General features: G+C 40.2%; 20 protein-coding genes and 1 tRNA gene. 4 read left to right on the top strand and 17 right to left on the bottom strand.

Annotated elements, in window-relative coordinates; genetic code table 11:
- Positions 1-162 precede the first annotated feature (162 nt).
- The 3 genes from rpsT to OCV82_RS04930 form a co-directional block, all read right to left on the bottom strand.
- Positions 163-417 carry a 30S ribosomal protein S20 gene (gene rpsT / locus OCV82_RS04940; protein WP_154043419.1) on the bottom strand — a complete coding sequence of 85 codons (255 nt, stop codon included), beginning with the start codon at positions 415-417 and terminating at the stop codon, positions 163-165.
- A 42-nt stretch (positions 418-459) separates the two neighbouring features.
- Positions 460-531, bottom strand: a tRNA-Glu gene (locus OCV82_RS04935).
- A gap of 194 nt (positions 532-725) precedes the next feature.
- Positions 726-1610: a LysR substrate-binding domain-containing protein gene (locus OCV82_RS04930; protein ID WP_154043418.1), complete on the bottom strand. Its 885-nt coding sequence runs from the start codon at positions 1608-1610 to the stop codon at positions 726-728.
- A 106-nt stretch (positions 1611-1716) separates the two neighbouring features.
- On the opposite strand from OCV82_RS04930, the gene OCV82_RS04925 reads away from it, so the two are divergent.
- From OCV82_RS04925 to recO, 4 genes are read left to right on the top strand one after another with little or no spacing between them, the layout of a single operon-like run.
- Positions 1717-2580, top strand: coding sequence for a YncE family protein (locus OCV82_RS04925; protein WP_154043417.1), 864 nt, complete (start codon positions 1717-1719; stop codon positions 2578-2580).
- Positions 2581-2585: 5 nt separating this feature from the next.
- Complete coding sequence (locus OCV82_RS04920; RefSeq protein WP_154043416.1) at positions 2586-3023, top strand: flavodoxin family protein; 438 nt, start codon at positions 2586-2588, stop codon at positions 3021-3023.
- A gap of 15 nt (positions 3024-3038) precedes the next feature.
- On the top strand, positions 3039-4487 hold the full coding sequence (locus OCV82_RS04915) for a catalase (protein WP_154043415.1): 1449 nt from the start codon (positions 3039-3041) through the stop codon (positions 4485-4487).
- Between the two features lie 34 nt (positions 4488-4521).
- Positions 4522-5247: a DNA repair protein RecO gene (recO, locus tag OCV82_RS04910; RefSeq protein WP_154043414.1), complete on the top strand. Its 726-nt coding sequence runs from the start codon at positions 4522-4524 to the stop codon at positions 5245-5247.
- A gap of 103 nt (positions 5248-5350) precedes the next feature.
- Here recO and OCV82_RS04905 read toward each other — a convergent pair whose 3' ends face one another.
- From OCV82_RS04905 to OCV82_RS04840, 14 genes are all read right to left on the bottom strand, one after another.
- Positions 5351-6649, bottom strand: a complete 1299-nt coding sequence (locus tag OCV82_RS04905) for an ABC transporter permease (protein ID WP_154043413.1) — start codon at positions 6647-6649, stop codon at positions 5351-5353.
- 33 nt (positions 6650-6682) lie between these two features.
- Positions 6683-7600: an ABC transporter ATP-binding protein gene (locus OCV82_RS04900; RefSeq protein ID WP_154043412.1), complete on the bottom strand. Its 918-nt coding sequence runs from the start codon at positions 7598-7600 to the stop codon at positions 6683-6685.
- A gap of 119 nt (positions 7601-7719) precedes the next feature.
- A complete protein-coding gene (locus OCV82_RS04895; protein WP_154043411.1) occupies positions 7720-8169 on the bottom strand; it encodes a GatB/YqeY domain-containing protein in 450 nt (149 codons plus the stop codon).
- A gap of 45 nt (positions 8170-8214) precedes the next feature.
- Positions 8215-9522, bottom strand: coding sequence for a cell division protein FtsZ (gene ftsZ / locus OCV82_RS04890; protein ID WP_154043410.1), 1308 nt, complete (start codon positions 9520-9522; stop codon positions 8215-8217).
- 65 nt (positions 9523-9587) lie between these two features.
- Positions 9588-11363, bottom strand: coding sequence for a cell division protein FtsA (gene ftsA / locus OCV82_RS04885; RefSeq protein WP_154043409.1), 1776 nt, complete (start codon positions 11361-11363; stop codon positions 9588-9590).
- An 8-nt stretch (positions 11364-11371) separates the two neighbouring features.
- Positions 11372-12106, bottom strand: coding sequence for a cell division protein FtsQ/DivIB (locus OCV82_RS04880; RefSeq protein ID WP_154043408.1), 735 nt, complete (start codon positions 12104-12106; stop codon positions 11372-11374).
- Positions 12103-13479, bottom strand: a complete 1377-nt coding sequence (locus OCV82_RS04875; RefSeq protein WP_154043407.1) for a UDP-N-acetylmuramate--L-alanine ligase — start codon at positions 13477-13479, stop codon at positions 12103-12105. The genes OCV82_RS04880 and OCV82_RS04875 overlap by 4 nt, the downstream gene beginning before the upstream one ends.
- Positions 13469-14599 carry an undecaprenyldiphospho-muramoylpentapeptide beta-N-acetylglucosaminyltransferase gene (murG, locus tag OCV82_RS04870; RefSeq protein ID WP_154043406.1) on the bottom strand — a complete coding sequence of 377 codons (1131 nt, stop codon included), beginning with the start codon at positions 14597-14599 and terminating at the stop codon, positions 13469-13471. Before murG ends, OCV82_RS04875 begins: the two co-directional genes overlap by 11 nt.
- A 142-nt stretch (positions 14600-14741) precedes the next feature.
- Positions 14742-16025, bottom strand: a complete 1284-nt coding sequence (locus OCV82_RS04865; protein ID WP_154043405.1) for an FtsW/RodA/SpoVE family cell cycle protein — start codon at positions 16023-16025, stop codon at positions 14742-14744.
- Between the two features lie 12 nt (positions 16026-16037).
- The gene (gene murD / locus OCV82_RS04860; protein WP_154043404.1) at positions 16038-17372 is read right to left on the bottom strand and encodes a UDP-N-acetylmuramoyl-L-alanine--D-glutamate ligase; all 1335 of its coding nucleotides are present in this window, start codon (positions 17370-17372) and stop codon (positions 16038-16040) included.
- 10 nt (positions 17373-17382) lie between these two features.
- The gene (locus OCV82_RS04855) at positions 17383-18651 is read right to left on the bottom strand and encodes a phospho-N-acetylmuramoyl-pentapeptide-transferase (protein ID WP_154043403.1); all 1269 of its coding nucleotides are present in this window, start codon (positions 18649-18651) and stop codon (positions 17383-17385) included.
- 28 nt (positions 18652-18679) lie between these two features.
- Positions 18680-20131, bottom strand: a complete 1452-nt coding sequence (locus tag OCV82_RS04850; protein WP_154043402.1) for a UDP-N-acetylmuramoyl-L-alanyl-D-glutamate--2,6-diaminopimelate ligase — start codon at positions 20129-20131, stop codon at positions 18680-18682.
- A gap of 43 nt (positions 20132-20174) precedes the next feature.
- Complete coding sequence (locus tag OCV82_RS04845; protein WP_154043401.1) at positions 20175-22289, bottom strand: penicillin-binding protein; 2115 nt, start codon at positions 22287-22289, stop codon at positions 20175-20177.
- Positions 22289-22645 (bottom strand): FtsL-like putative cell division protein, encoded by a 357-nt coding sequence (locus OCV82_RS04840; RefSeq protein WP_154043400.1) that lies wholly within the window; start codon positions 22643-22645, stop codon positions 22289-22291. The genes OCV82_RS04845 and OCV82_RS04840 overlap by 1 nt, the downstream gene beginning before the upstream one ends.

Genomic DNA, 22645 nt, shown 5'->3' with positions numbered 1-22645 from the left:
TCAAAGTTACGAAAAATCTGTGTAATAATCTTTCCAAATAGCCAAAAAAAAGGTGAAAATCAGCATGTTTTTTGATTTTCACCTGGCTTTCGGATGTGAAGTGTATAAACGACAAAAGGCTAGGTAAAAACCTAGCCTTAATATCTTTTTAAGGTACCAAAATTAAGCAATCTTAGCGATGTGTGCAGCTAATTTTGACTTCAAGTTAGCAGCCTTGTTCTTGTGGATAATGTTAACCTTAGCCAATTTATCCAACATTTTCTGTACTTTTGGATACAATGCTACTGCTTCAGCTTTGTCTGTTGTAGCACGAAGTTTTCTTACAGCATTACGCATAGTTTTAGCATAATATCTGTTGTGAAGTCTTCTTTTTTCTTCCTGTCTAATTCTTTTGATAGATGATTTGTGATTTGCCATCTCGACTAATCTTTAATATTGTTCGTGATATTGTTTATTATGTAGCCCGTGGGGGAATCGAACCCCCCTTTCAAGAATGAAAATCTTGCGTCCTAACCGATAGACGAACGGGCCATCCTAAATCGGATATTCCGATGTTGTCGAGGTTATTATTTCTCGATTGCGGATGCAAAGGTATGAAGTTTTTTCAAATTACCAAAACTTCTGTGCTATTTTTTTTCTAAAGAGGTGAGAATTTATGTTTTAGACTGGTTCGATGGTGTCAGTTTATGTTTTCAAGTGACTTTAAGCGTATTATGCAGTTCTGATTATCCGTTTTTTATGGTATTTAGTACGAATTCGGCAAAAGCTGTTGCTGATTTCTTTCTATAGCTGCCTTTTGGCCAGAACAAGTACGCCTGCGATGTTAGTGTTTCGGCTGTAAGTATAGGTATGGCCTTTAGGTCAGGTTCGTCTTTTATTGCTGCTCTGGTCAGTATAGTTCCCCAGTTTCCTTTTCTTATTAGATGTATTATGGTCTGCACATCGTTTATTTCCATTACCATATTTAGTTTGAGGTTGTTCTTGTTGCACACCTCGTCTGTTTTCATGCGAGTGGCAAATCCTACAGCCGGTAAAATCAAGTCGATTTCCTGTAGCTTTTTTAACGATATGGATGACAGGTAAGACATTGGGTGTGATTCATGAACTATGAAATACAGTTTGGATGAGAAGAGTTTGATTTTTTCATATTCTTCATCTATTTCTTCCGGTTCGAATGAAAGAACACAATCCACATGCTTATTCTCAAGAAGCCTTATCTGTTCTTTTGACGTACCGAAATTTATAATGACATTTATTCCCGGATAAGCTTTCTTGAAATCGATTATGGAGCATCTCAACAGATGACTTAGACTGTAGGTTACACCGATATTGAGCGTTCCTGTCATAATACCTTTAAGGTCTTTTATAATCTGTTTTCCGTTTTCTGCCTCTAGTATGGAATTTCTTGCAAATGGCAGAAAAGCCATACCGGCTTCTGTCGGTATAATTCTTTTGCCTATTCTGTCGAAAAGCAGAACGTTGAGTTCGTCCTCCAGTTGCTTGATTTGTTGCGACAATGTGCTTTGCGATATATGAAGCATTCTGGATGCTTCGGAGAAGTTTTTGAGTTCGCATGCCTTCTCGAAATACTTTAGTTGTCTTAGTTCCATTTGTGCTATATCGTTTTTATCAATAACTGTTATCGGAAAATAGAATTTCACAAATATAGTGAAATATCTTTTGCATATTTATATTTGTTACAAATTTTAAATGCGTATGAAAACTTTATTGATTATTATGTTTATGAGTGTCTTTGGATTTGCTTCTGCCCAGACAGATTTGAGTATTGTAGATAACGGTTTACGCTTTTGCGAAAGTACATTACCTTATAATAATGGTATTCTTATTGCCAATTTCGGAACAGAGGAACTTAACCCTCTGAACGATGAAGGTAAAGGATATATAATGTATTATAAAGATGGAAAAGCAGAGATGTTTATAGCTGCTGATGGTAATCTTTCTGCTCCAAAAGGAATGTTAGTACAAAGCGACAGACTCTTTGTGTGTGATGTAAACAAGATTGTGGTTTATAATGTAGCAGATAAGTCGTCTAAGCCTGTAATTATCAGATTGCCGGAAGGTCATCTGTTTGTAAATGATCTTGTGACAGACGGAAAATACCTGTACGCTTCAGTTACAAATTCAGACCGTATATTCAGAATTGATATCAGTGGAAATAAAGGCTATAATCCTGAGGAATGGTTGGAAGTACCTGGTCCGAACGGTTTGATAATCAATAACGGCATTATGTATGTGGCATCTTATCCTGCCGACGGAAATACAACAGGAAAGAATGTTATATATAAGATAGATGATATTGCAAATCCGAAGCTTGAGAAGTTTGTCGATATTGCCGGACAGTATGACGGTATTGCAACATCTACAGACGGAGATTATATCTATATCACAAACTGGGTTCCTGCTTCATTAAGCAAAATCAGTCTTTCCGACCGCTCTGTTACTCCTGTAAATATCAGTCTTGACAATCCGTTGATTGGTCCGGCAGATATTTCAGTTAAAGAAGGATATATTTATATACCCGATTTGCCAAACAGTAGAGTCGTAATAGTTAAGGAATAACGATTATGAAAGCAACGGTTTTATATTATAGCCATACCGGCCGGACAGCTGCATATGCCAGAGAGATTGCCATGTATCTGTGGTCGAAGGGACTTGATGTCAGCCTGTCCTCAATTTCGGATTTCGACAAGCAGAGATTGTTGAAATCAGACATTGTGTTATCAGGGTGTTGGACTTGCGGCTGGTTTGTTATAGGACAGCATCCGCATCGGAAGTGGATTGACTTCAGCAAGTCTGTTGCAGGTCTTATTGATGAACGTAAGGTCATGTTTTTTACTACCTACAAGATAAGGACCGGAAGTATGTACCGCAGGATGAGAAAGGCTATGAATATGACCGGAAAGGGAGTAAGCGGTTTCCTGAAATCGAAGACAGCACGTTTGACAGACGAAGACAAAACTAAACTGGACACTTTTATACAAAGTAACATGTTAACTAAATAATTTAAGGAGGTATTTATGGAAACAAAAAAACTAACAACAGCCCAGGGGGCACCGGTAGCCGACAATCAGAATGTGGCTACAGCCGGAAAAAGAGGACCTATGCTTTTACAGGATGTATGGTTTCTTGAAAAGCTTGCACATTTTGACAGAGAGGTAATTCCTGAAAGACGTATGCACGCCAAAGGTTCGGGCGCTTTCGGAAAATTCACCGTTACTAATGATATTACCAAATACACTAAAGCTGCCATCTTCTCTGAAGTAGGAAAGGAAACGGAATTGTTTGTTCGTTTCTCTACTGTGGCAGGCGAACGCGGAGCAGCCGATGCGGAACGCGACATCAGAGGTTTCGCCATCAAGTTCTATACAGAGGAAGGCAATTGGGATCTCGTGGGAAACAATACTCCTGTATTCTTCTTGCGTGATCCGCTTAAATTCCCTGATTTGAACCATGCCGTGAAACGTGACCCTCGCACAAATATGCGTAGTCCTAAGAATAACTGGGATTTCTGGACACTACTTCCAGAAGCACTACATCAGGTAACAATCACTATGAGTGACAGAGGTATTCCGTATTCATACAGACACATGCACGGATATGGAAGCCATACATTCTCGTTTATTAATGCCGAAGGCGTGCGCACATGGGTGAAATTCCACCTTCACACCATGCAGGGTATCAAGAACCTGACAGACCAAGAGGCTGAGGCTATCATAGCAAAAGACCGTGAAAGTCATCAGCGTGATTTGTATGAAAGCATTGAGAAGGGTGACTTCCCGAAATGGAAGATGTTCGTACAGCTTATGACAGAGGAACAGGCAAGAAACTGTCCTTACAATCCGTTCGACTTGACCAAGGTATGGTCGCAGAAAGAATATCCGTTGATAGAGGTGGGGATCATGGAGCTTAACCGTAATCCTGAAAACTATTTTGCCGATGTGGAACAGGCGGCCTTTAATCCGGCAAATGTAGTTCCGGGCATCAGCTTCTCGCCTGACCGCATGCTTCAGGGACGATTGTTCTCATACGGAGATACACAGCGTTACCGTCTTGGGGTGAACCATCATCAGATACCTGTAAACCGCAGCCGTTGTCCGTTCCTGAATATGTATCACCGTGATGGACAGATGCGTGTGGATGGCAATCACGGTTCTACTATCGGCTACGAGCCTAACAGCTTCGGAGAATGGATGAACCAGACAGAATATAAGGAGCCACCTTTGGAACTCGACGGTGCAGCATACCAGTGGGATTACCGTGAGGACGATACTGATTATTATTCACAGCCGAGAGCCCTATTCCGCCTGATGACACCGGAACAGCAGCAGGTATTGTTTGAAAATACTGCCCGTGCGATGGGTGATATACCTGTAGAAATCAAGCGCAGACATATCAATAACTGTATGAAAGCTGATGAGGCTTACGGTCGTGGAGTGGCAAAAGCACTTGGATTGGAAATTGATTGATTTTTTATGATATATTCTTTAACTTTGCACTGTTATGTTGCAGAGATATCAAGGAATAGTATTATGTTCATTCAAGTATAATGACACAAAGAACATCGCCCATATCTTCACACGTGAGAATGGGCGAATGTCTTTTCTTATACCTGTGTCGCGATCGAAGAAAAAAGGTGCGATGAGTCTTTTGTTTCAGCCTTTTGCAATGGTTGAGATTGATGCAGAAGTCCGCCCGCGAGCTTCGTTGCATCCTGTACGTGAAGCCAGATTGTGGCATGTCCTGAGTTCACTTCCATATGATCCATATAAATCGGGAATAGCAATGTTCCTGTCAGAATTCCTTTTCCGTGCTTTGAAAGAAGAGGGTAGAGATGAAGCTCTTTTCTCGTATTTGGCAGGTTCGATAATGTGGCTTGATGCCTGCGAAAAAAGTTTTTCTAATTTTCATCTCGTGTTCCTTATCCGCCTGTCAAGATTTTTCGGACTCTATCCCAATACTGAGGATTACGCAGAAGGTGCTTATTTCGACCTTATGAATGCATGTTTTACTATAGAGAAACCTTTTCATGGAATGTTCCTTCATCCTGAGGAATCGGCACGTATAGTCAACCTGATGCGTATGAAGTACGACAATATGCATCTGTTTGCCATGAACCGTATGGAGAGAAACAGATGTCTGGATATTATAAACGAATATTACCGGTTGCATCTGCCGGATTTTCCGGAACTGAAATCTTTGTCCGTATTACAGGAACTGTTTATATAAGAAATACCCGTTGGCAGAACTATAATTTAACTCTGCCAACGGGTATAAAGTTTTCGTATTTATAGTCTTTTTTATATGCCGACAATAGTCGGCATTGGAAAACTTATTTATAGCTTATCCATTTAATCATCTCTTTTAATGATGGCTTCTTTCCGTACATCAGGATTCCCACTCTGTAAATCTTTCCTGCAAGCCATATCAGTGTGAAAGCAGATATATATAGAATTATCAGAGAAACAGTTGTCTGCCATACAGGAGCGTCGAGAGATACACGTACCATTGAGACCACCGGAGATGTGAAAGGAATCATTGAGCACCACACGGCTAACGGGCCATCGGCATTTTCCGCACTGTATATAGCTGCATATAGTGCAAAAATAAGAAGGAACACTATTGGAGTCATAAACTGCTGTGAGTCTTCAGCCTCATTGATAGATGCGCCTATCGCTGCAAATATAGAAGCATAAACCAGATAACCGCCTATGAAGTTCAGTACGAAGATACCACCCAGTGCAGGCAGGTTAAGGTTGTTGATAGATGCAAGTATGGCATTTGCTTCTGTAGGTTCCGGCATCGGTGTTGAAGTTGCAGCCATCATTGCGTCAGGATTTGACATTGCTGATACTCCGAACATTAATCCGGCAGCAGTAAGTATTATAACAAGCATTACTCCCCAAATGGCAAGCTGCAATATTCCTACAAGTCCGATTCCTATGATTTTACCTATCATCAGCTGGAATGGGCGTACAGATGAAATCATAAGTTCTACTATACGGTTGGTCTTCTCTTCCATTACGCTTTGCATTACCATACCTCCGTATGACATAACGAACATATAGATGAGGAATGTCAGTATCATACCTGCTGCTACGGCTACTCCTGCATTCGATTCGCTCTCGCTGCCGTCGTCGCTCCACTTGATTGTGCGTATGCTGTAGGTCTGTTCGAAATCGTTCATAATCCTCTGCAACTGAGGAATGTTGTAGTTTGTCAGTTTGTCGTGACGGATCTGTTCGTTTATGGCATTGTTAACTATGCGCGACAGTCCCTGTGGGATTTCCTTGCGCGAATAGATAGCTGCTGCATCAGGATTTTCTATCAGATCTGCCGTGATTTCTATAACTGCGCTGTAGGCTGTCGTATCCGAGCGGAACTCATCTTTCATTTCTGTCTCAGGGAAGAATAAATATGATTCGTCATTGGCCATCATAGGGAAATATTTTCCAGTATGGTCTATCACAGCAATGTTTTTCTGTTCGTCGCTCTTTACCATCGAAAGCATCAGTGGTACGAATATCAGTGCTGCAAAAATGAACGGCATCAGAACAGTCAGTATGATAAATGATTTTTTGCTCACGCGGTTCATGAACTCGCGGTGAATTATAATGAATGTCTTGTTCATATATAAGTTTGTGAGTTTATAAGTTTTTGAGTTTTACGGTTTGCTGTTCTCCACAGTTCTGATGAATATTTCGTTCATCGAAGGAAGGCATTCGGAGAATGATGTCACTTCATTTCCAGTAGCAATAGCTGTCAGAAGTTGTGAATTGCTCATCTCGTTTGTCTTCTTTATGGTATAAATATGTTCTCCTCCTTTGATTTCGGATGATAGGATTTCGAACATACTGTTCTCGGCCAGTTTGTCTTCCATGTGTAATCCTAGTCTGTATGTGTTAGACTTGAATTGCGAACGTACCTCGTTTACTTCCCCTTGCAGTACTACTTGTGAGTGGTTTATCAAGGCGATGTTATCACAAATTTCCTCAACTGAAGACATGTTATGAGTAGAAAAGATTATTGTGTGTCCCTGATTTTTAAGTTCCAGGATTTCTCTTTTCAGAAGCTCTGCGTTTACAGGATCGAAACCTGAAAATGGTTCATCGAATATCAACAATTGTGGTTTGTGAAGTACTGTTATAACGAACTGAACTTTCTGTTGCATACCTTTCGACAGCTCTTCCAGCTTTTTGTCCCACCATTGGGTTATTTCGAATTTGTCAAACCATTCTTTCAGACGTTTTGTCGCTTCACGTTTGTCCAATCCTTTGAGTTGTGCAAGGTAGATAGCCTGTTCGCCAACTTTCATCTTTTTGTAAAGTCCTCTTTCCTCAGGCAGGTATCCTATACTGTAGATATCGTCAGGTTGTGACAGATGACCGTCGAAATATACTTCTCCTGAATCAGGGGCAGTTATACGGTTTATTATTCTTATCAATGTTGTCTTTCCGGCTCCATTAGGTCCCAGAAGTCCGAATACTTTTCCTTTTGGGACATTTATGCTGACGCCGTTCAGGGCTGTGTGGTTGGCATAACTTTTCACTATGTTATGCGCTTCCAAAAAGAATTCGCTCATAAATGTTTGGTCTTTAATCTTATAATAAGAAAAAACGGTATATATAGTTATGAAATAAGCTTTTGTCTAAATCATAATATATATACCGCTGTCATTATATTCTAATTTTGTGAGTAATATTAGTTCAGAAGCTCTTTCACTTTTGCTGATATTGCTCTTCCTTCTGCCAGGCCTGCAAGTTCTTTAGATGCCACTCCCATGACCTTACCCATGTCTTTTCCGTCTTTTGCACCTGTACGCTCAATGATTTCTTTAAGCTTTGCTTCAAGTTCTTCTGCAGAAAGTTGTTTTGGAAGGTAAGTTTCAATTACTCTTACCTGTGCCATTTCAGCTTCTGCCAGGTCTGCACGGCCCTGTCCTTCATACACAGCAGCTGAATCTTTTCCTTGTTTCACTAGTTTCTGCATAATCTTCAGTGCTGCATCGTCTGTCAGGGTATCGTTAGCTCCCGGAGCTGTTTTTGCTTCAAGGAAGAATTTTTTCACATTGCGCAAAGTTTCAAGTTTAACTTTGTCTTTAGCCTTCATGGCTTCCTTGATATCGTTGCTGATCTGTTCGAATAAATCCATAATATATGAGTTTTTAAGTTTATAAGTATTTTATCTTTGTTGGTATTAGAAGAAGCTTATGACAGTACTTTCAGAATTGTTGGATTCCGAATTCTGTGACGGGTTTTCCTGCATAGCTGCTTTCGACTGTATGCTTTCAAGCTCACTCTTTGTTCTCTTGTAGGCAGGTATAGTTTCTACCATGCTTATAATATCATCGTTGTCAAGATCTTCCTGACTGAATACATACAAGTGATGTCTTCTCTTTCTGTTTGTTCTTACTATATTCGCCCCGTAGTAGTTGCTTCGGCGGTCTTCCTTCTTCTGTCTGATTTCTTCCTGTTCAGCCAGACGTTCCTCTTCTTCTTTGGTATGTTTCTGTATTACATTGTCCATTCCCGGAACATCCGAAATACCGAAACCTGTGGCAAGTATGGTAAACTTGATTTTCGATTCAAGAGAGCTGTCTTCATAAAGACCCCATTTGGTTTCGAAGTCTTTTCCGAATTTGCTCATGAAGTCGTGGATTTCATCCATCTCGTTCATCATAAGTTCGCTTGTCGGACTATATGTAATGACGAAAAGTACTTTCTTTGAATTGAAAATATCGTTGTTGTTCAGCAATGGCGAGTTTAAAGCATCGTTGATGGCCTTTGAAACCCTACCTTCACCTTCGCCATAACCTGTACTCATGATAGCCACACCGCCATCCTTAAGTACGGTCTTCACATCGTTGAAGTCAAGGTTTATCTTACCTCTCAATGTTATTATCTCTGCTATACTCTTGGCTGCAACAGACAGGGTGTCGTCGGCCTTTCCAAAAGCGTTCATTACGCTGATGTCTGAATATACATCACGAAGTCTTTCGTTGTTGATAACCAGAAGTGCATCGACATGTTTGCTCATTTCTTCCACACCGTCAAGAGCCTGGTCAATTTTCTTGTTTCCTTCAAAAAGGAATGGAATGGTAACGATACCTACGGTAAGGATGTCCATATCCTTGGCTGCCTTGGCGATGATTGGGGCTGCACCTGTTCCTGTTCCACCACCCATTCCGGCAGTGATGAAAGCCATACGGCATCCGTCGTTGAGCATATCTTTTACCTGTTCGATACTTTCCTCGGCTGCGGCTCTGGCTCTTTCCGGACGGTTACCGGCTCCCAGACCTTCGCTACCCAACTGTAGCTTTATAGGTACAGGCGACTCATCCAAGGCCTGGTTATCTGTATTGCAGACTACAAAGTTTACATCATGGATACCTTCCCTGTACATATGATTGACGGCATTACCGCCACCGCCACCTACACCAATGACTTTTATTATATGTTGTACGTCTCTCGGAAAATCGAAAGGCATTGTTGTTTCGTCTGACATATCGTTTTAAGTTTTAGTTTATTAGTTATAACTGTTTATTGTTGGTATCAAATGATGGATGCCTTTTATTTTATTCCATCAAAAAACTCTTCAGAAGCTTTGCTCATACCTTGTTTTATCCTGTCAAAGATACTTCTTTTCTTGTTTTTCTGGGTCTTCACAATTTTTTCTTCCAGATCTTCTATAATCAGGTTACATTCCGCAATATTATATACCCTTGCAGCGTCAAGTTTTTCTTTTGCGGTTTTGTATTTTTCTTTGTCTATGAGCTCTATTGCTTCTTCCAACAATTTATTACATTCTTCTTTTTTCTGTGCTTCACGTTGCTTTTCAGCCTGTAATTTTGCCTCTTTTATAGCTCTCACTCTTTCGGCTTCTTCCAAAAGTCTCTTTGCCTCTTTTTCCAGGGAGTCAATTTCTCTGGCTTTGGCTTCTACGTTCAGCTTCTTGGCCTTGTCCAATACTTCAAGCGCTTCAGAATATCCTCTGCTCAATATCAGCTGTGATGCTGTAATTACCAGTTGATGACATTCTTTTGTGTTATCTATAGTTTCAACCTCTTTGATTGTCTTTTCAGCTTTGGTTTCTTCTGACTCTTTTTGCTGCTCTTCCGCGTTATTATTCTCTTGTTTGTCGCTTCCGGCAACAGCTTCTTCATTAAAGTCAAGTTGATGTCCCTTTCTAGGATCAATTCTGCAGCAATTTTCTTCGCCGGACATCAATATTCCTATTAGGGTATTTGATTTACCGTTTTTAGGTATAACAGTGTTTCCTACAATATTTGTCTCGCTGTTTAAAGCTATCCTTACTTTTTCGATTTTTGTAATGTTTGTTATGGCTTTGTCAATATCCGGCATATTAGCCATTCCTCCGGTAACGATGATACCGGCCATTAATGAATCGCTATAGTTGGAAAGCTTTATCTGGTTGAATACATTGTTCAGAATTTCATTTACTCTGGCTTCCACAATATCCTCAAGTACCCTTGACTGTATGGTGAATTTACCGTCGATAGTGAACTCTGAGTCCTGTACTTCTTCACCTTCTTTGTGTTCTGTATAGGCAGATGCATATCTCAGTTTTATCAGTTCTGCATCGTCTTCCTCTATCTGTTTGCTGGTTATATCTTTGGTAATGTTGTTTCCACCTAATGGAATTACACAGACATGGCGCAATATATTGTTCTTATAGACACTTACAGTTGTAGTATCGGCTCCGAAATCGATAAGTGCACAACCTGATCTTTTTTCGTTAGTAGTGAGCACGGCATCAGCTGTAGCCATAGGTGATATAGCAAATCCGGCAATGTCATATCCGGTATGCGACAGACACTGTCTTATATTTTGTTTGACAGAAGGGCGTGCGATGATATTCAGATAGTTTCCCTCTATGCTGTTGGCTGTAGTACCTACAGGCTCAGTAAGCAGATTGTTGCCTATCTTATATTCTTGAGGTTCAACAGCAAGTATCTCATAGTCCAATGGAGGTATGTCCAGATTATTCTGCATCATACTGTCAATTATGGCCTGCGATATTCTGGTATCTTCTCCCAACTGTCTGTTTTCGGAATTTCTGACACTTCTTAATGATAGACCGCCCACACCGATATAAACTTTCTTTATACCGGCCTGAAGTTTGTTTTCAAGCCCTTTTATAACTGAGGTGAGCTTTTGTGTGGTCTTATCCAGATTATAGATAACTCCTTTTTTAATACAGTCGGCTGACTTTTCAGAAGAATAAGCCAGTATATTCAAGCTACCATCTGCATTTTTCTTACCTGCGATGCCGGTTATCTCTGTTGAACCTAATTCAATCGCTACTATGAAATCTGTTGCTGCCATATCTTATATTACTCCTTTTTTGTGCAAATTATCTGGTTGTTGAATTCAACGCTGATACGTTGGTATTTATTCCATCCTACTTTATTTAAACCTTCAGTGTAGAATGCCTTTAGTTTCTTGAATTTAGTTTCGAACATTTCAGGCTTCCCTAAGAATAGTATATGATTTCCTACTCTTGGCACAAGTTCAATTTCTTGTTTGGGAGTCACGTTGATTTGTTCAATCTGTGAATTCCAGAATTTATCCGATTTAAGAAAACATGCAAGTTGGAAAAGTTTGTCGCTTGCAAATTTTCTGTCAATGTATCCTGTAGCTACGGCAACGTGTACGGCTTTACCGCTTGCGTTCATCACTTTCCCTTCGTTGTCAATGTAATAATTGTCGCCGTTGCTGCTCATTACCCTCATCAGTGGTATTCTCTGATATACATCTATTTTTACTTTACCGCCTTTGGTGATGTAACATTCTGCATCTTTTACAAAAGAATTCTTCTCAAGTTCTATTTCTAAGTTCCTGACATTTATCTCCTTTTGTTTTTTACCTGTAGGTAGAAGTTTTTTGTTCTTTAATATTGCTTCGATATCACGTAGTGTTATGAACTCATAATCAATGTCGTCCATAATTTCCAATTCCATACCCTCACAAGGCCTGTCAAGAGGCTTTGCGTTAAACATAGTGACTGCCAACACCAGATAAACCGATGTTGCAATCAAAGCCAAGAGTATAAGAATTCGTTTTATCATTTATTTTTCAGTATATTATAAATTTGTGGAACCATGTTGTCTATGTCGCCGGCGCCCAAAGTTATGAGAACCTCAATATCCTTGTTCCTGATTATTTCAGGAAGTTCGTCTTTGCTGCATAAACTTTTTGTTTTTCCGGATGCAATATTATCATATATCAGCTTGCTTGTAACTCCTTCAATAGGAAGCTCTCTGGCAGGATAAATGTCAAGCAGTATAATTTCGTCTGCCAGTGACAGACTTTCTGCAAATTCTTTATAGAAGTCTCTGGTCCTGGTATATAAGTGCGGCTGGAATACAGCTGTAACTTTTTTGTCAGGATAAAGTGCTTTTATTGAAGAAATGCTTTGCTTTATTTCTGCCGGGTGGTGTGCATAGTCACTCAGGAACACCAGATTGTCTTCCTTTATTTTGAAGTCAAAACGTCGGTCAACACCTTCAAATGTAGGCATTGCGCTTTTAATCTCTTCGTTGCTTACTCCTGCTATTTGTGCCAGAGCCATTGCAGCTATACCATTCTCTATATTAACATATACAGGCACTCCGAGCTTTATATCTTTTATATTGCCGAATGGGGATATATAGTCGAAAATTATTTCGCCATTCCCGATTTTTATATTTTCAGCCTTGAAATCCCCTTCGTTAATTCCGTATGAATATGTCTTTACACCATCTTGTACTCTTGGAGAGAGGTCTATTCCTTTTTTCACAATGAGATATCCGTCCGGACGTATTAACGAAGTATATTTGTTGAAGCTTTCCAGATATGCTTCACGTGTTCCGTATATATCCAGATGGTCAGAATCCGTTGCTGTTATAACAGTTGCAAATGGTGTAAGCCAGTGGAATGATCTGTCAAACTCATCTGCTTCTATTACTACATATTCGCTGGTATCGGATAATAGAAGATTTGTCTTGTAATTTTTAGAGATACCGCCAAGGAATGCATTGCAGCCTATATGTGACTGGTGAAGCAGATGTGCGGTAAGCGTAGATGTTGTAGTCTTTCCGTGTGTACCTGCCACGCACAATCCTTTTTCGGTCTTTGTTATCATTCCAAGCACCTGAGCACGTTTTAGAATCTCGAACCCGTTTTCTTTGAAGTAAACGAATTCCTTATGTGTCAAAGGTATTGCCGGGGTGTATATAACCAGCGTATTCTCTTTGTCTTTACATTCTTCCGGAATCAGGGAAATATTCTCTTCGTAATGTATCTCTGCTCCTTCTTCTATCAGTCTGTCGGTAAGTTCGCTTTGAGTACGGTCGTAGCCGGCCACCTTCTTGCCTTTTGACAGGAAGTATCTGACCAGTGCACTCATTCCTATACCGCCTGCACCAATAAAATATACGGATTTTATAGAATTAATGTTCATGTTCGTTCTTGTATTTATCAGCCAGTTTACAAACTTCTTCAGCAATGATAGTTGCAGAGTTGTTAAAGGCCAGTTTCTTTATATTTTCACTAAGGGCTTTTAGTCTTGATTCATCATTTACCAGTTCAATGGCAGTGGCTATTAGTTTATCTTCAGCTTCCGAATCTTTTATATAAACGGCAGCTCCTTTATCCACAAGGGCCATAGCATTTTTTGTCTGATGGTCTTCTGCCACGTTTGGTGATGGAACTAAAATCACAGGCTTGCCCAAAAGACAGAATTCTGAAATAGAACCTGCACCAGCTCTGCTGACTACCAGGTCGGCAGCCGTATAAGCAGCATTCATATTAGATATGAAGTCCGTAGTGTGAATCATTTCCGGATTGCCTTCGGCATTGTAGCATTCTTTGGCTTCGTTGATGTAAAATTTACCTGTCTGCCATATAAACTGTACATCTGATGATTTAATCTTTCCCATAGAGTGCATCACGCAGTTGTTCAGTGTTCTGGCTCCCAGGCTACCGCCTATAATAAGGATTGTCTTCTTTTTAGTGTCAAGGCCGAATGACTTAATTGCATCCTCTTTAGACAGATTGTTTTCCAATAATCCTTGTCTTACAGGATTTCCCGTCATTATTATTTTATCCTTATCGAAGAATTTTTCCATGCCAGGATAAGCCACACATATTTTAGATGCTTTTCCGGCAAGTAATTTGTTTGTCACTCCGGCATATGAGTTCTGTTCCTGAATAAGAGTAGGTATTCCCATTGCCCCTGCCATTTTCAGGGTCGGACCACTTGCGTATCCACCAACTCCGACAGCTGCATGTGGCTTAAAGTCATTGATAATCTTACGCGCTATCATCTGGCTTTTTATAAGTCGCACTATCACTGCAAAGTTTTTTAAGAGATTTTTCCTGTCAAAACCTGCTACCGGCAGACCTATTATCTTATATCCCGCAGCCGGAACTCTTTGCATTTCCATTCTTCCTTCTGCACCTACAAAGAGTATTTCTGTGTCTGGCCTCAATTCTTTTATGGCATTTGCTATGGATATTGCCGGGAAAATATGTCCTCCGGTTCCACCTCCGCTTATTATTATACGTAGATTATCGTTCATTGTTTTATATTTTGTCAGGCCTTTAAAACCCTGCTATTTTATATTTTCTTTTAAAACTATTTTTCGCAAAGTTATTAATAAACTTCAAATAAAAACAGAATAATAAGAAATTAATATATTTATATCGTTATATCCCAACTTTTTAGTTGAAATTCTCATCTTTGTCTTTTGGATCTTTTTCTGCCAGTTCCAATGCTGCATTCTTCAGTATTGAGACTGCCGCATCATGTAATCTGGCTTCTTCTGCAGCTTTTTCCTCTTCCTCTTTTGCCTGAAGGTCATATACGTGTCGGCTTATACTTAATATTATACCGATATAAACCGAATTGATAAGTATGGATGTTCCTCCTTTGCTTATAAGTGGTAGAGGTTGTCCTGTTACCGGTATTATGCCTACTGCCACCAGCATGTTGAACATTGCCTGTATTGACAATAATATGCCTATACCTATAACGAGTAAAGCGTAATAAGGTTCATCGCACCCTCGTGCTATTTTACCTATTCTAAGTAATAGTACTATATACAGCAGTGCCACAAAAGCTCCTCCAATCAGTCCGAGCTCTTCTATGATGATAGCATAGATGAAGTCCGAGAATGCCTGCGACAGGAAGTCACGTTGCACACTGTTGCCGGGACCTTTTCCTATAATGTTACTTGTAGCTATTGCTATGTTGGCATGTGCAACCTGAGCATCATTGTCAATATCAAATTTGGCTGCAGGAACCTGAGCCTGATTGAAATGATTGTCAAGTCGGCTTTTCCATGTAGTGAAACGGTGAAGTCCTACTGCGTCCCAGGCTTGGTCTGGTATGAACTTTATGGCGCTGAGTGCTATTACAATGAATAGTATTGCTGCTCCTGCCAGTTTGCCCAACTGTTTCATCGGTACTCTTCCTATAAACATCATAACGAACACTGTGGCACAGAGTAGGGCAGCTGTTGACAGGTTTTCTGAAATGATAAGCATTACCGTTATACCTGTTGATATCAGTATGTATTTGAAAGCCTTTTTGTCTGCACCGTCTTCCTGCTGGAATTTTGCCAGTGTAGTTGCAACAGATATTATCAGAGCCATTTTTGCTACTTCTGACGGCTGGAATTGGAATACTCCCAAATCAATCCACCTTTTTGCCCCGTTAGTCATGGCACCAATTATGAGTACTACCAAAAGCAATCCCCATGATATCGGAAGAAGCATATTGAATTTTTTGAACCACCGGCATGGCATCAAGTGTGTGAAAAATACTATGATGGTACCTGCCATTATCAATGAAATATGTGAAGTTATCGGTCTCCAGTGGTCACCCGACTTGAATGTAAGTGTACTGGAAGCACTGAAAACTTCAATGATTGATATAAGGCAGAATAGCATGAAGATAATCCATACTATTCTGTCGCCTTTAAATAATTTCTTTAGCAAATCCATCTTTGTTGCAGATTATAGTTTTTTTACACATTCCTTAAACTGGTCACCTCGGTCTTCGTAGCTTTTAAACAGGTCAAAGCTTGCGCAGCAAGGGCTCAAAAGAACAGTCTCACCGTCTTTTGCCATCTTATATGCTGCATCAACTGCATCTTTCATGTTTTTTACTTCTGCTATTGGAAGTCCGAAACCATCGAAGAAGTCATGTAGTTTTTCGTTATGCAGTCCCATGAATATAAGACCGCTACATTTTTCTTTTACCAGGTCGGCTATTTCGTTGTAATCGTTTCCTTTGTCTTTTCCGCCAAGGATTAGCACAGTCTTTGTAGTCATGCTCTGGAGTGCATACCAGCATGAGTTTACGTTTGTAGCTTTAGAGTCGTTTATGTATTCCACTCCTTTTATTCTGGCTACTTTCTCAAGTCTGTGTTCCACTCCCTTGAAATCGCTCAAAGCCTCGCGGATACACTCTTTCTTTATACCAGCAATATTGGCGGAAAGTCCGGCAGCCATGGAATTGAACAGATTATGCTTTCCTGTCAGTGCAAGTTCTTCCTGTTCCATGTTGAACGCTATAGGCTCGGTGAAGCAAATTCTTTTTTCTTTCACATAAGCCACAGTACCTTCTTCCTTTGTCTCTGAAAAAGGATAATAGTGTCCGTGTATTCCATATTTATGCAGTTCTCTTTGTATTACAGGATCGTCATTCCAGAAAATGAATGCGTCGTTCTCTGTCTGGTTCTGGATGATTCTGAATTTTGCGTCAATGTAATTCTGCATCTTATATTCGTATCTGTCCAGATGATCCGGAGTGATATTCATAAGTACGGCAATGTTTGCATGGAAATCGTACATGTTGTCAAGCTGGAAACTGCTTAGTTCTATTACGTAATAGTCATAATTGCATTCAGCAACCTGATATGCCAGGCTCTGGCCAATGTTTCCTGCAAGACCTACATTGAGTCCTGCTTTTTTGAATATGTGATAAATCAGCGACGTTGTTGTCGTTTTTCCGTTACTTCCTGTAATACATATCATCTTTGCATTAGTATATCTGCCTGCAAATTCTATTTCAGATATGATTGGAATGTTTTTCTCCTTGATCTTTAAAATCATAGGTGCGTCGTTCGGTATTCCCGGACTTTTAATAACCTCATCTGCATTGAGAATGAGTTCTTCAGTGTGTTTGCCTTCTTCCCAGGCAATACCTTTACTGTCAAGCATATACTTATACTTGTCCTTGATGAGTGACATGTCTGATACGAACGTGTCAAATCCTTTCTTCTTTGCCAGTACGGCAGCTCCCGCTCCGCTTTCTCCGGCTCCTAAAATGACAATTCTTTTTGCCATGATGATAAATTTATCTGATCTTTAAAGTTATAATCGTTATTGCAGCCAGAACTATGGTAACAATCCAGAATCTGACAGTTATTTTTGATTCATGGAAAACGTTACTTGGTCCGGTAAATATATATGTACAGTTAGGGTCAAGTTGCGCCATGGTCGTTCTGAAATGATCATGTATCGGTGTACGTTTGAACACTCTTTGTTTGACTCCTTTCTTCTTACCTCTCTGAAAATATTTCACTTGTAGGATAACAGAAAGATTTTCTACAAGGAAAACTCCGCACAGTATAGGTATCAGCAGTTCTTTGTGTATGATAATAGCAAAGACAGCGATGATACCACCTATGGTCAAACTGCCGGTGTCGCCCATAAATACCTGTGCCGGAAATGCGTTATACCATAAGAAACCTATCAGGGCACCTATAAAGGCGCATATATATATAACAAGTTCCTCGCTGCCAGGTATATACATTATATTCAGATATGATGCATATTCTATGTGGCTCGATACGTATGCCAATATACCCAATGTGACACCTATTATAGCGGAGTTACCGGCCGTCATACCATCCATTCCGTCGTTAAGGTTTGCACCGTTTGAAACTGCTGTCACAACGAATATGGTTATAATTACGAATACCACCCATCCGGCAGCCTGTGCATGTTCACCCATGAAGCCTACTATATCGGCATAATCAAGATTGTTGTTCTTGAAAAATGGAATAGTGGTTTTGGTTGATTTCTCGTCCTGTGCCTTGTGTATCACATCTACCACCTCTCCGTTTTTCTGTACTTCAACATTTTCTCTGATAACAACGTCCGGGCTGAGATAAAGTGTCAGGCCTACTATGAAGCCAAGACCAACCTGACCTATTATTTTGAATTTGCCGTGAAGCCCTTCCTTGTCTTTCTTGAATACTTTTATATAGTCGTCAAGAAAGCCCAATGTACCAAGCCATATGGTTGTAATCAGCATAAGTATCATATATATGTTATGCAGTTTACCTAAAAGCAGGCATGGTATCAGTATCGCTACTATGATTATTATTCCTCCCATAGTAGGCACCCCCTTCTTGTTTACGTTAAAAGGGTCTATCGATGCATCCCTTTGTACCTCGGTGATTTGTTTTTTCTTTAGCTTGTTAATGAAAAACTCACCGAAAATTGCAGAAATAAGGAGCGACAGGATAACAGCCATTAAAGCTCTGAACGAGACATAGCCGAACATTCTCGCACCCGGGAAGTCAAATTGCTCTAAATATTTAAACAGATAGTATAACATTCAGTTCTTCTAAAATTATTGGTTATAATCAATTAGAGAAAATATCTCTTACTATTTCTTTGTCGTCAAAATGATATTTCACACCTTTTATGTCCTGATAATTCTCATGTCCCTTTCCGGCAATCAGAATTACGTCACCTTGCGAAGCCATCATGCAAGCTGTACGTATAGCTTCTTTTCTGTCTGTGATGGCAACGACCTTCTTCATCTCATCTTTATTTAGTCCGGCAAGCATGTCGTTTATGATGTCTTGCGGCTCCTCGAAGCGTGGATTGTCGGATGTAATTATTACTTTGTCGCTTTGTCTTACAGACTCTTTGGCCATAATAGGTCTCTTACCTTTGTCTCTGTTGCCGCCAGCTCCTACTACAGTTATAACCTTACCCCTGCCTTTTAGCACATCGTGTATAGCATCCAGCACATTAGTAAGTGCATCCGGAGTGTGTGCATAATCAACTATTGCAGTGTACCCTTCAGGTGAACGCAGTGAATCAAAACGTCCGCTTACCGGTTTGAGGGTGCTCAGCTGTAATAAAATATCTTCAGGCTTTTTGCCAAGCAGACTTGCTGCTCCGTAAACAGCTAAAAGGTTATACGCGTTGAATCTGCCTATGAACTGAACATTTACCTCTGTATTGTTTATATCCAACAACATACCTTCAAATCCGTCTTCCAGAACTTTACCTTTAAAGTCTGCCATGGTACGCAGAGAATAGGTGGCTACTTTTGCTTTAGTATTTTGTACCATTACCATTCCATTCTTGTCATCTGCGTTTGTAAGGGCAAATGCAGTCTTTGGAAGTCCGTCGAAGAATGCCTTTTTGGCTTTCAGATAATTCTCTACGGTCTTGTGATAATCCAGGTGGTCTCTGGTCAGATTGGTAAATATTCCTCCGGCAAACTTAAGCCCGCCTATACGTTTTTGTGCTACAGAATGTGAGCTGACTTCCATGAAAGCATATTTGCATCCTTCGTCCGCCATTCTTCCAAGCAGCTGATTAAGTGTGATAGGATCGGGAGTTGTATGTTCTGTCGGTATAGCTTCCCCGTCGATATAATTGCATACAGTTGATATAAGCCCTGTTTTATATCCGAAAGCCCTGAACATATTATATAATAATGTGGCGATTGTCGTTTTTCCGTTGGTTCCGGTTACACCTACTAAGTCTAGCTTTTCTGTAGGATTACCATAAAATGTGGTCGCAATCTTGCCTACCGCATCTTCTGTATCGCTGAAAATAGCATATGTTATGCCTTCTATAGTAGTTTCAGGCAATTTTTCGCATATAATGGCTTTGGCTCCCAGTTCAATGGCTTTTGAGATATAGTCGTGACCATCAGCCTGTGTACCTCTGATTGCTATAAATGCGTTGCCGTCTTTTATCTTTCTTGAATCTATTTCTATACCGTTGATTTCAATCTCGTCAGAACCGGATATTTCATATTTTCCGGCTGTCTGTAATAGTTCTTTCAGTAACATATGTTTGAACTTTTAGTTTGTTAATTCTTGTACTTATGTATTCTTATTGTCTGAGGGTTAATGTTATGGTTTGTCCTTTTCTTACGGTACTTCCGGGTGGTATGTTTTGTGAGACAACTTTACCCATACCGCTTATTCTTACTCTCAGACCTCTTTCTTCCAGGAGGAATACTGCATCTTTAGCTCCCATTCCTCTTACATTAGGAACGGATTTCTCATTGGTGTTGAGCTCGCTCAATTGAACACTGTTGCTGCCATTTGCAGTTTTACACCATACAATTTCATCTCCAGGCTCGTTGCAGTCGATATCCAATTCGTTTAATATATATGCAATTTCACTTTTGAGTCCGTTTTTTGTGTCAGGAATCATTATTGAAGTCGAGTCTTTGGCTTGTGCCAAATCGAAGAACAGATGTTTTGCATAAACACGTTCCGCAATCTTGCTGAATACGCTACCTGCCTGCACACCTCCTGACGGACTAGCCTTTGGGGCCTGTATAGCTACGTAGCAGCTGTACATCGGATTCTCAGAAGGGAAATAACCGCAAAAGCTTACAAGGTGTTTCGTTCCTCCACTCTTGTAACCCGCTTTTCCTTGTGAGATCTGAGCTGTTCCTGTTTTACCGGATACACTGAACAGTTTGCTTCCTGCCGGTTTTGCCAGTCCGTTTGCTACAACACTTTTAAGTATTGCTCTTATTTGTTCCAAAGTCTTTTCAGAACAAATCTGTTCGTTTACGGTTTCTGTCGGGAAATCCTTTATAATGTCACCATCCTTTGTGATAGCCTTGACGAACTTGGGTTTAACCATCTTTCCGTCGTTTGCTATTGCATTGTAGAAATTGAGTATATATATAGGAGGAATCTGTGTCTCATATCCTATACTCATCCATGGTAGGGTAGTCTTTGCGAAGTATCTTTCTTTAGGACCTAAAATTCTTGGACTGGCCTCACCTGTAAATCCCAGTTCCAATGGAGTGTCAATGCTCATTCTTTTAAGACCGTCAATGAATTTCTGAGGATTATCACCGTAAAAATGGTCTATAATCTTTGAAACACCTATATTTGAAGAAACTTCAAGGATTTTTGTAACGTCAATTACTCCATATCCTCCTTTATACCAGTTCCAGTCTCTCATCCTGCTGCCATGCATGTTCACAATACCTTTTTCCGTATCTACTTCGTAGTCGGGTGTTATGTATCCGTCTTCCATGGCCACCATTATTGAGGCTGTCTTGAATGTAGAACCTGGTTCCATAAGGTTGCTTACTGCAAGATTTCTCATCTCGTAGTATTTCCCGTCTCCGGCTCTTGTCATATTTACATTAGCCTTGACTTCTCCTGTCTTTACTTCCATAACTATTGCTACACCGGCTTCAGCTTCAAGATTGGTCAGCTGATCTACCAATGCCTTCTCGGCAATATCCTGCATGTCAACATCTATTGTAGTTATTAGGTCACATCCGTCAACAGGTGCCTTATCTACAATGTTCAGATATTGGTTTCTGACCTTTTGCCTGTGTGTAATACCAACTTCTCCTTTAAGATACTTGTCGTATGTCAGTTCCAGACCGTTTTTTGCTCCCAAGGCTGTGTCCGGATACAAATCTCCTAATGTTCGCATGGCAAGTGAACCGAACGGTTTTTTTCTTTGGTTATAAGCCAGCTCATGAAGTCCGCTTCTGTATCTGCTAAGTGAGAAAACGGGAAGCTTTTTCACTTCTTTGTACTCGATATAGGAAATCCTTTTAGGATAAAGCAGATAATTTCTGCTTCCGGCTTTTCTCCCTTTCAGTATTGTTCTTCTGAATTCAGCGGCACTCTGGTCGGGAAATATTCTGTGCAGTCCTTCGCATATTTCCTGCAAGTGGTTCATCAACATTGTGTCTTTCTGTACGCCACCAGCCTTGAAATCCATGTATATTCTGAATTCCGGCAGACTGCTTGCCATAAGTTTACCGTCGGATGATATTATGTTACCCCTTGTAGGGAATACAATTACATTTTCTCTGACGAACCTGTCGGCAACGTCTTTCCAATACTGTCTTTCGGCAAACATTATTATGCCTGCCTTAACTATTACGGCTATGGCCAGTAAAGCCATAATCAGTACGAAAAACGTATATCTTAGAGTTAGGTTTTTATGTCCGGGTATCATCAATAATCCTCCTTGATCAAGTATGGTGGTTTTGTAGAAGTAGCCAAAGGAGTGCTCTTTTCAGAAATGTAGGTCTCAATTTTTGACTGCCTGCTTCTTTCTGTTAGTTCAGATGAAATGGTCAGAGCATCATATTTGATGTCTGTCAGTTCCTTTTTGAGCTTGTCTATTTCTATCATTTCTCTCTGGCTTGAATATCTGTTGTCGATATATACAATTGTAAGCACCACAATCAGACATAGCAGGTTGACCTGTCTTTTGAAGAAGTCATGAGCCAGAATATCTCCTCCCAGAATACTACCCCAGGTGATATTCGCGCTTTTATGTTCATTTTTTGTGTCGCCTTTGTTACTCAT

It is taken from the genome of Bacteroides cellulolyticus, assembly GCF_025567135.1.
Taxonomy (GTDB): Bacteria; Bacteroidota; Bacteroidia; order Bacteroidales; family Bacteroidaceae; genus Phocaeicola; species Phocaeicola cellulolyticus.
Note: the sequence above shows the minus strand (reverse complement) of the source record. Positions and strands in the feature narration are given on the sequence as shown.

Coding starts and splice junctions, on each gene's coding strand:
- rpsT (WP_154043419.1), bottom strand. CDS start 417: ATGGCAAATCACAAATCATCTATCAAAAGAATTAGACAGGAAGAAAAA.
- OCV82_RS04930 (WP_154043418.1), bottom strand. CDS start 1,610: ATGGAACTAAGACAACTAAAGTATTTCGAGAAGGCATGCGAACTCAAA.
- OCV82_RS04925 (WP_154043417.1), top strand. CDS start 1,717: ATGAAAACTTTATTGATTATTATGTTTATGAGTGTCTTTGGATTTGCT.
- OCV82_RS04920 (WP_154043416.1), top strand. CDS start 2,586: ATGAAAGCAACGGTTTTATATTATAGCCATACCGGCCGGACAGCTGCA.
- OCV82_RS04915 (WP_154043415.1), top strand. CDS start 3,039: ATGGAAACAAAAAAACTAACAACAGCCCAGGGGGCACCGGTAGCCGAC.
- recO (WP_154043414.1), top strand. CDS start 4,522: ATGTTGCAGAGATATCAAGGAATAGTATTATGTTCATTCAAGTATAAT.
- OCV82_RS04905 (WP_154043413.1), bottom strand. CDS start 6,649: ATGAACAAGACATTCATTATAATTCACCGCGAGTTCATGAACCGCGTG.
- OCV82_RS04900 (WP_154043412.1), bottom strand. CDS start 7,600: ATGAGCGAATTCTTTTTGGAAGCGCATAACATAGTGAAAAGTTATGCC.
- OCV82_RS04895 (WP_154043411.1), bottom strand. CDS start 8,169: ATGGATTTATTCGAACAGATCAGCAACGATATCAAGGAAGCCATGAAG.
- ftsZ (WP_154043410.1), bottom strand. CDS start 9,522: ATGTCAGACGAAACAACAATGCCTTTCGATTTTCCGAGAGACGTACAA.
- ftsA (WP_154043409.1), bottom strand. CDS start 11,363: ATGGCAGCAACAGATTTCATAGTAGCGATTGAATTAGGTTCAACAGAG.
- OCV82_RS04880 (WP_154043408.1), bottom strand. CDS start 12,106: ATGATAAAACGAATTCTTATACTCTTGGCTTTGATTGCAACATCGGTT.
- OCV82_RS04875 (WP_154043407.1), bottom strand. CDS start 13,479: ATGAACATTAATTCTATAAAATCCGTATATTTTATTGGTGCAGGCGGT.
- murG (WP_154043406.1), bottom strand. CDS start 14,599: ATGAACGATAATCTACGTATAATAATAAGCGGAGGTGGAACCGGAGGA.
- OCV82_RS04865 (WP_154043405.1), bottom strand. CDS start 16,025: ATGGATTTGCTAAAGAAATTATTTAAAGGCGACAGAATAGTATGGATT.
- murD (WP_154043404.1), bottom strand. CDS start 17,372: ATGGCAAAAAGAATTGTCATTTTAGGAGCCGGAGAAAGCGGAGCGGGA.
- OCV82_RS04855 (WP_154043403.1), bottom strand. CDS start 18,651: ATGTTATACTATCTGTTTAAATATTTAGAGCAATTTGACTTCCCGGGT.
- OCV82_RS04850 (WP_154043402.1), bottom strand. CDS start 20,131: ATGTTACTGAAAGAACTATTACAGACAGCCGGAAAATATGAAATATCC.
- OCV82_RS04845 (WP_154043401.1), bottom strand. CDS start 22,289: ATGATACCCGGACATAAAAACCTAACTCTAAGATATACGTTTTTCGTA.
- OCV82_RS04840 (WP_154043400.1), bottom strand. CDS start 22,645: ATGAGTAACAAAGGCGACACAAAAAATGAACATAAAAGCGCGAATATC.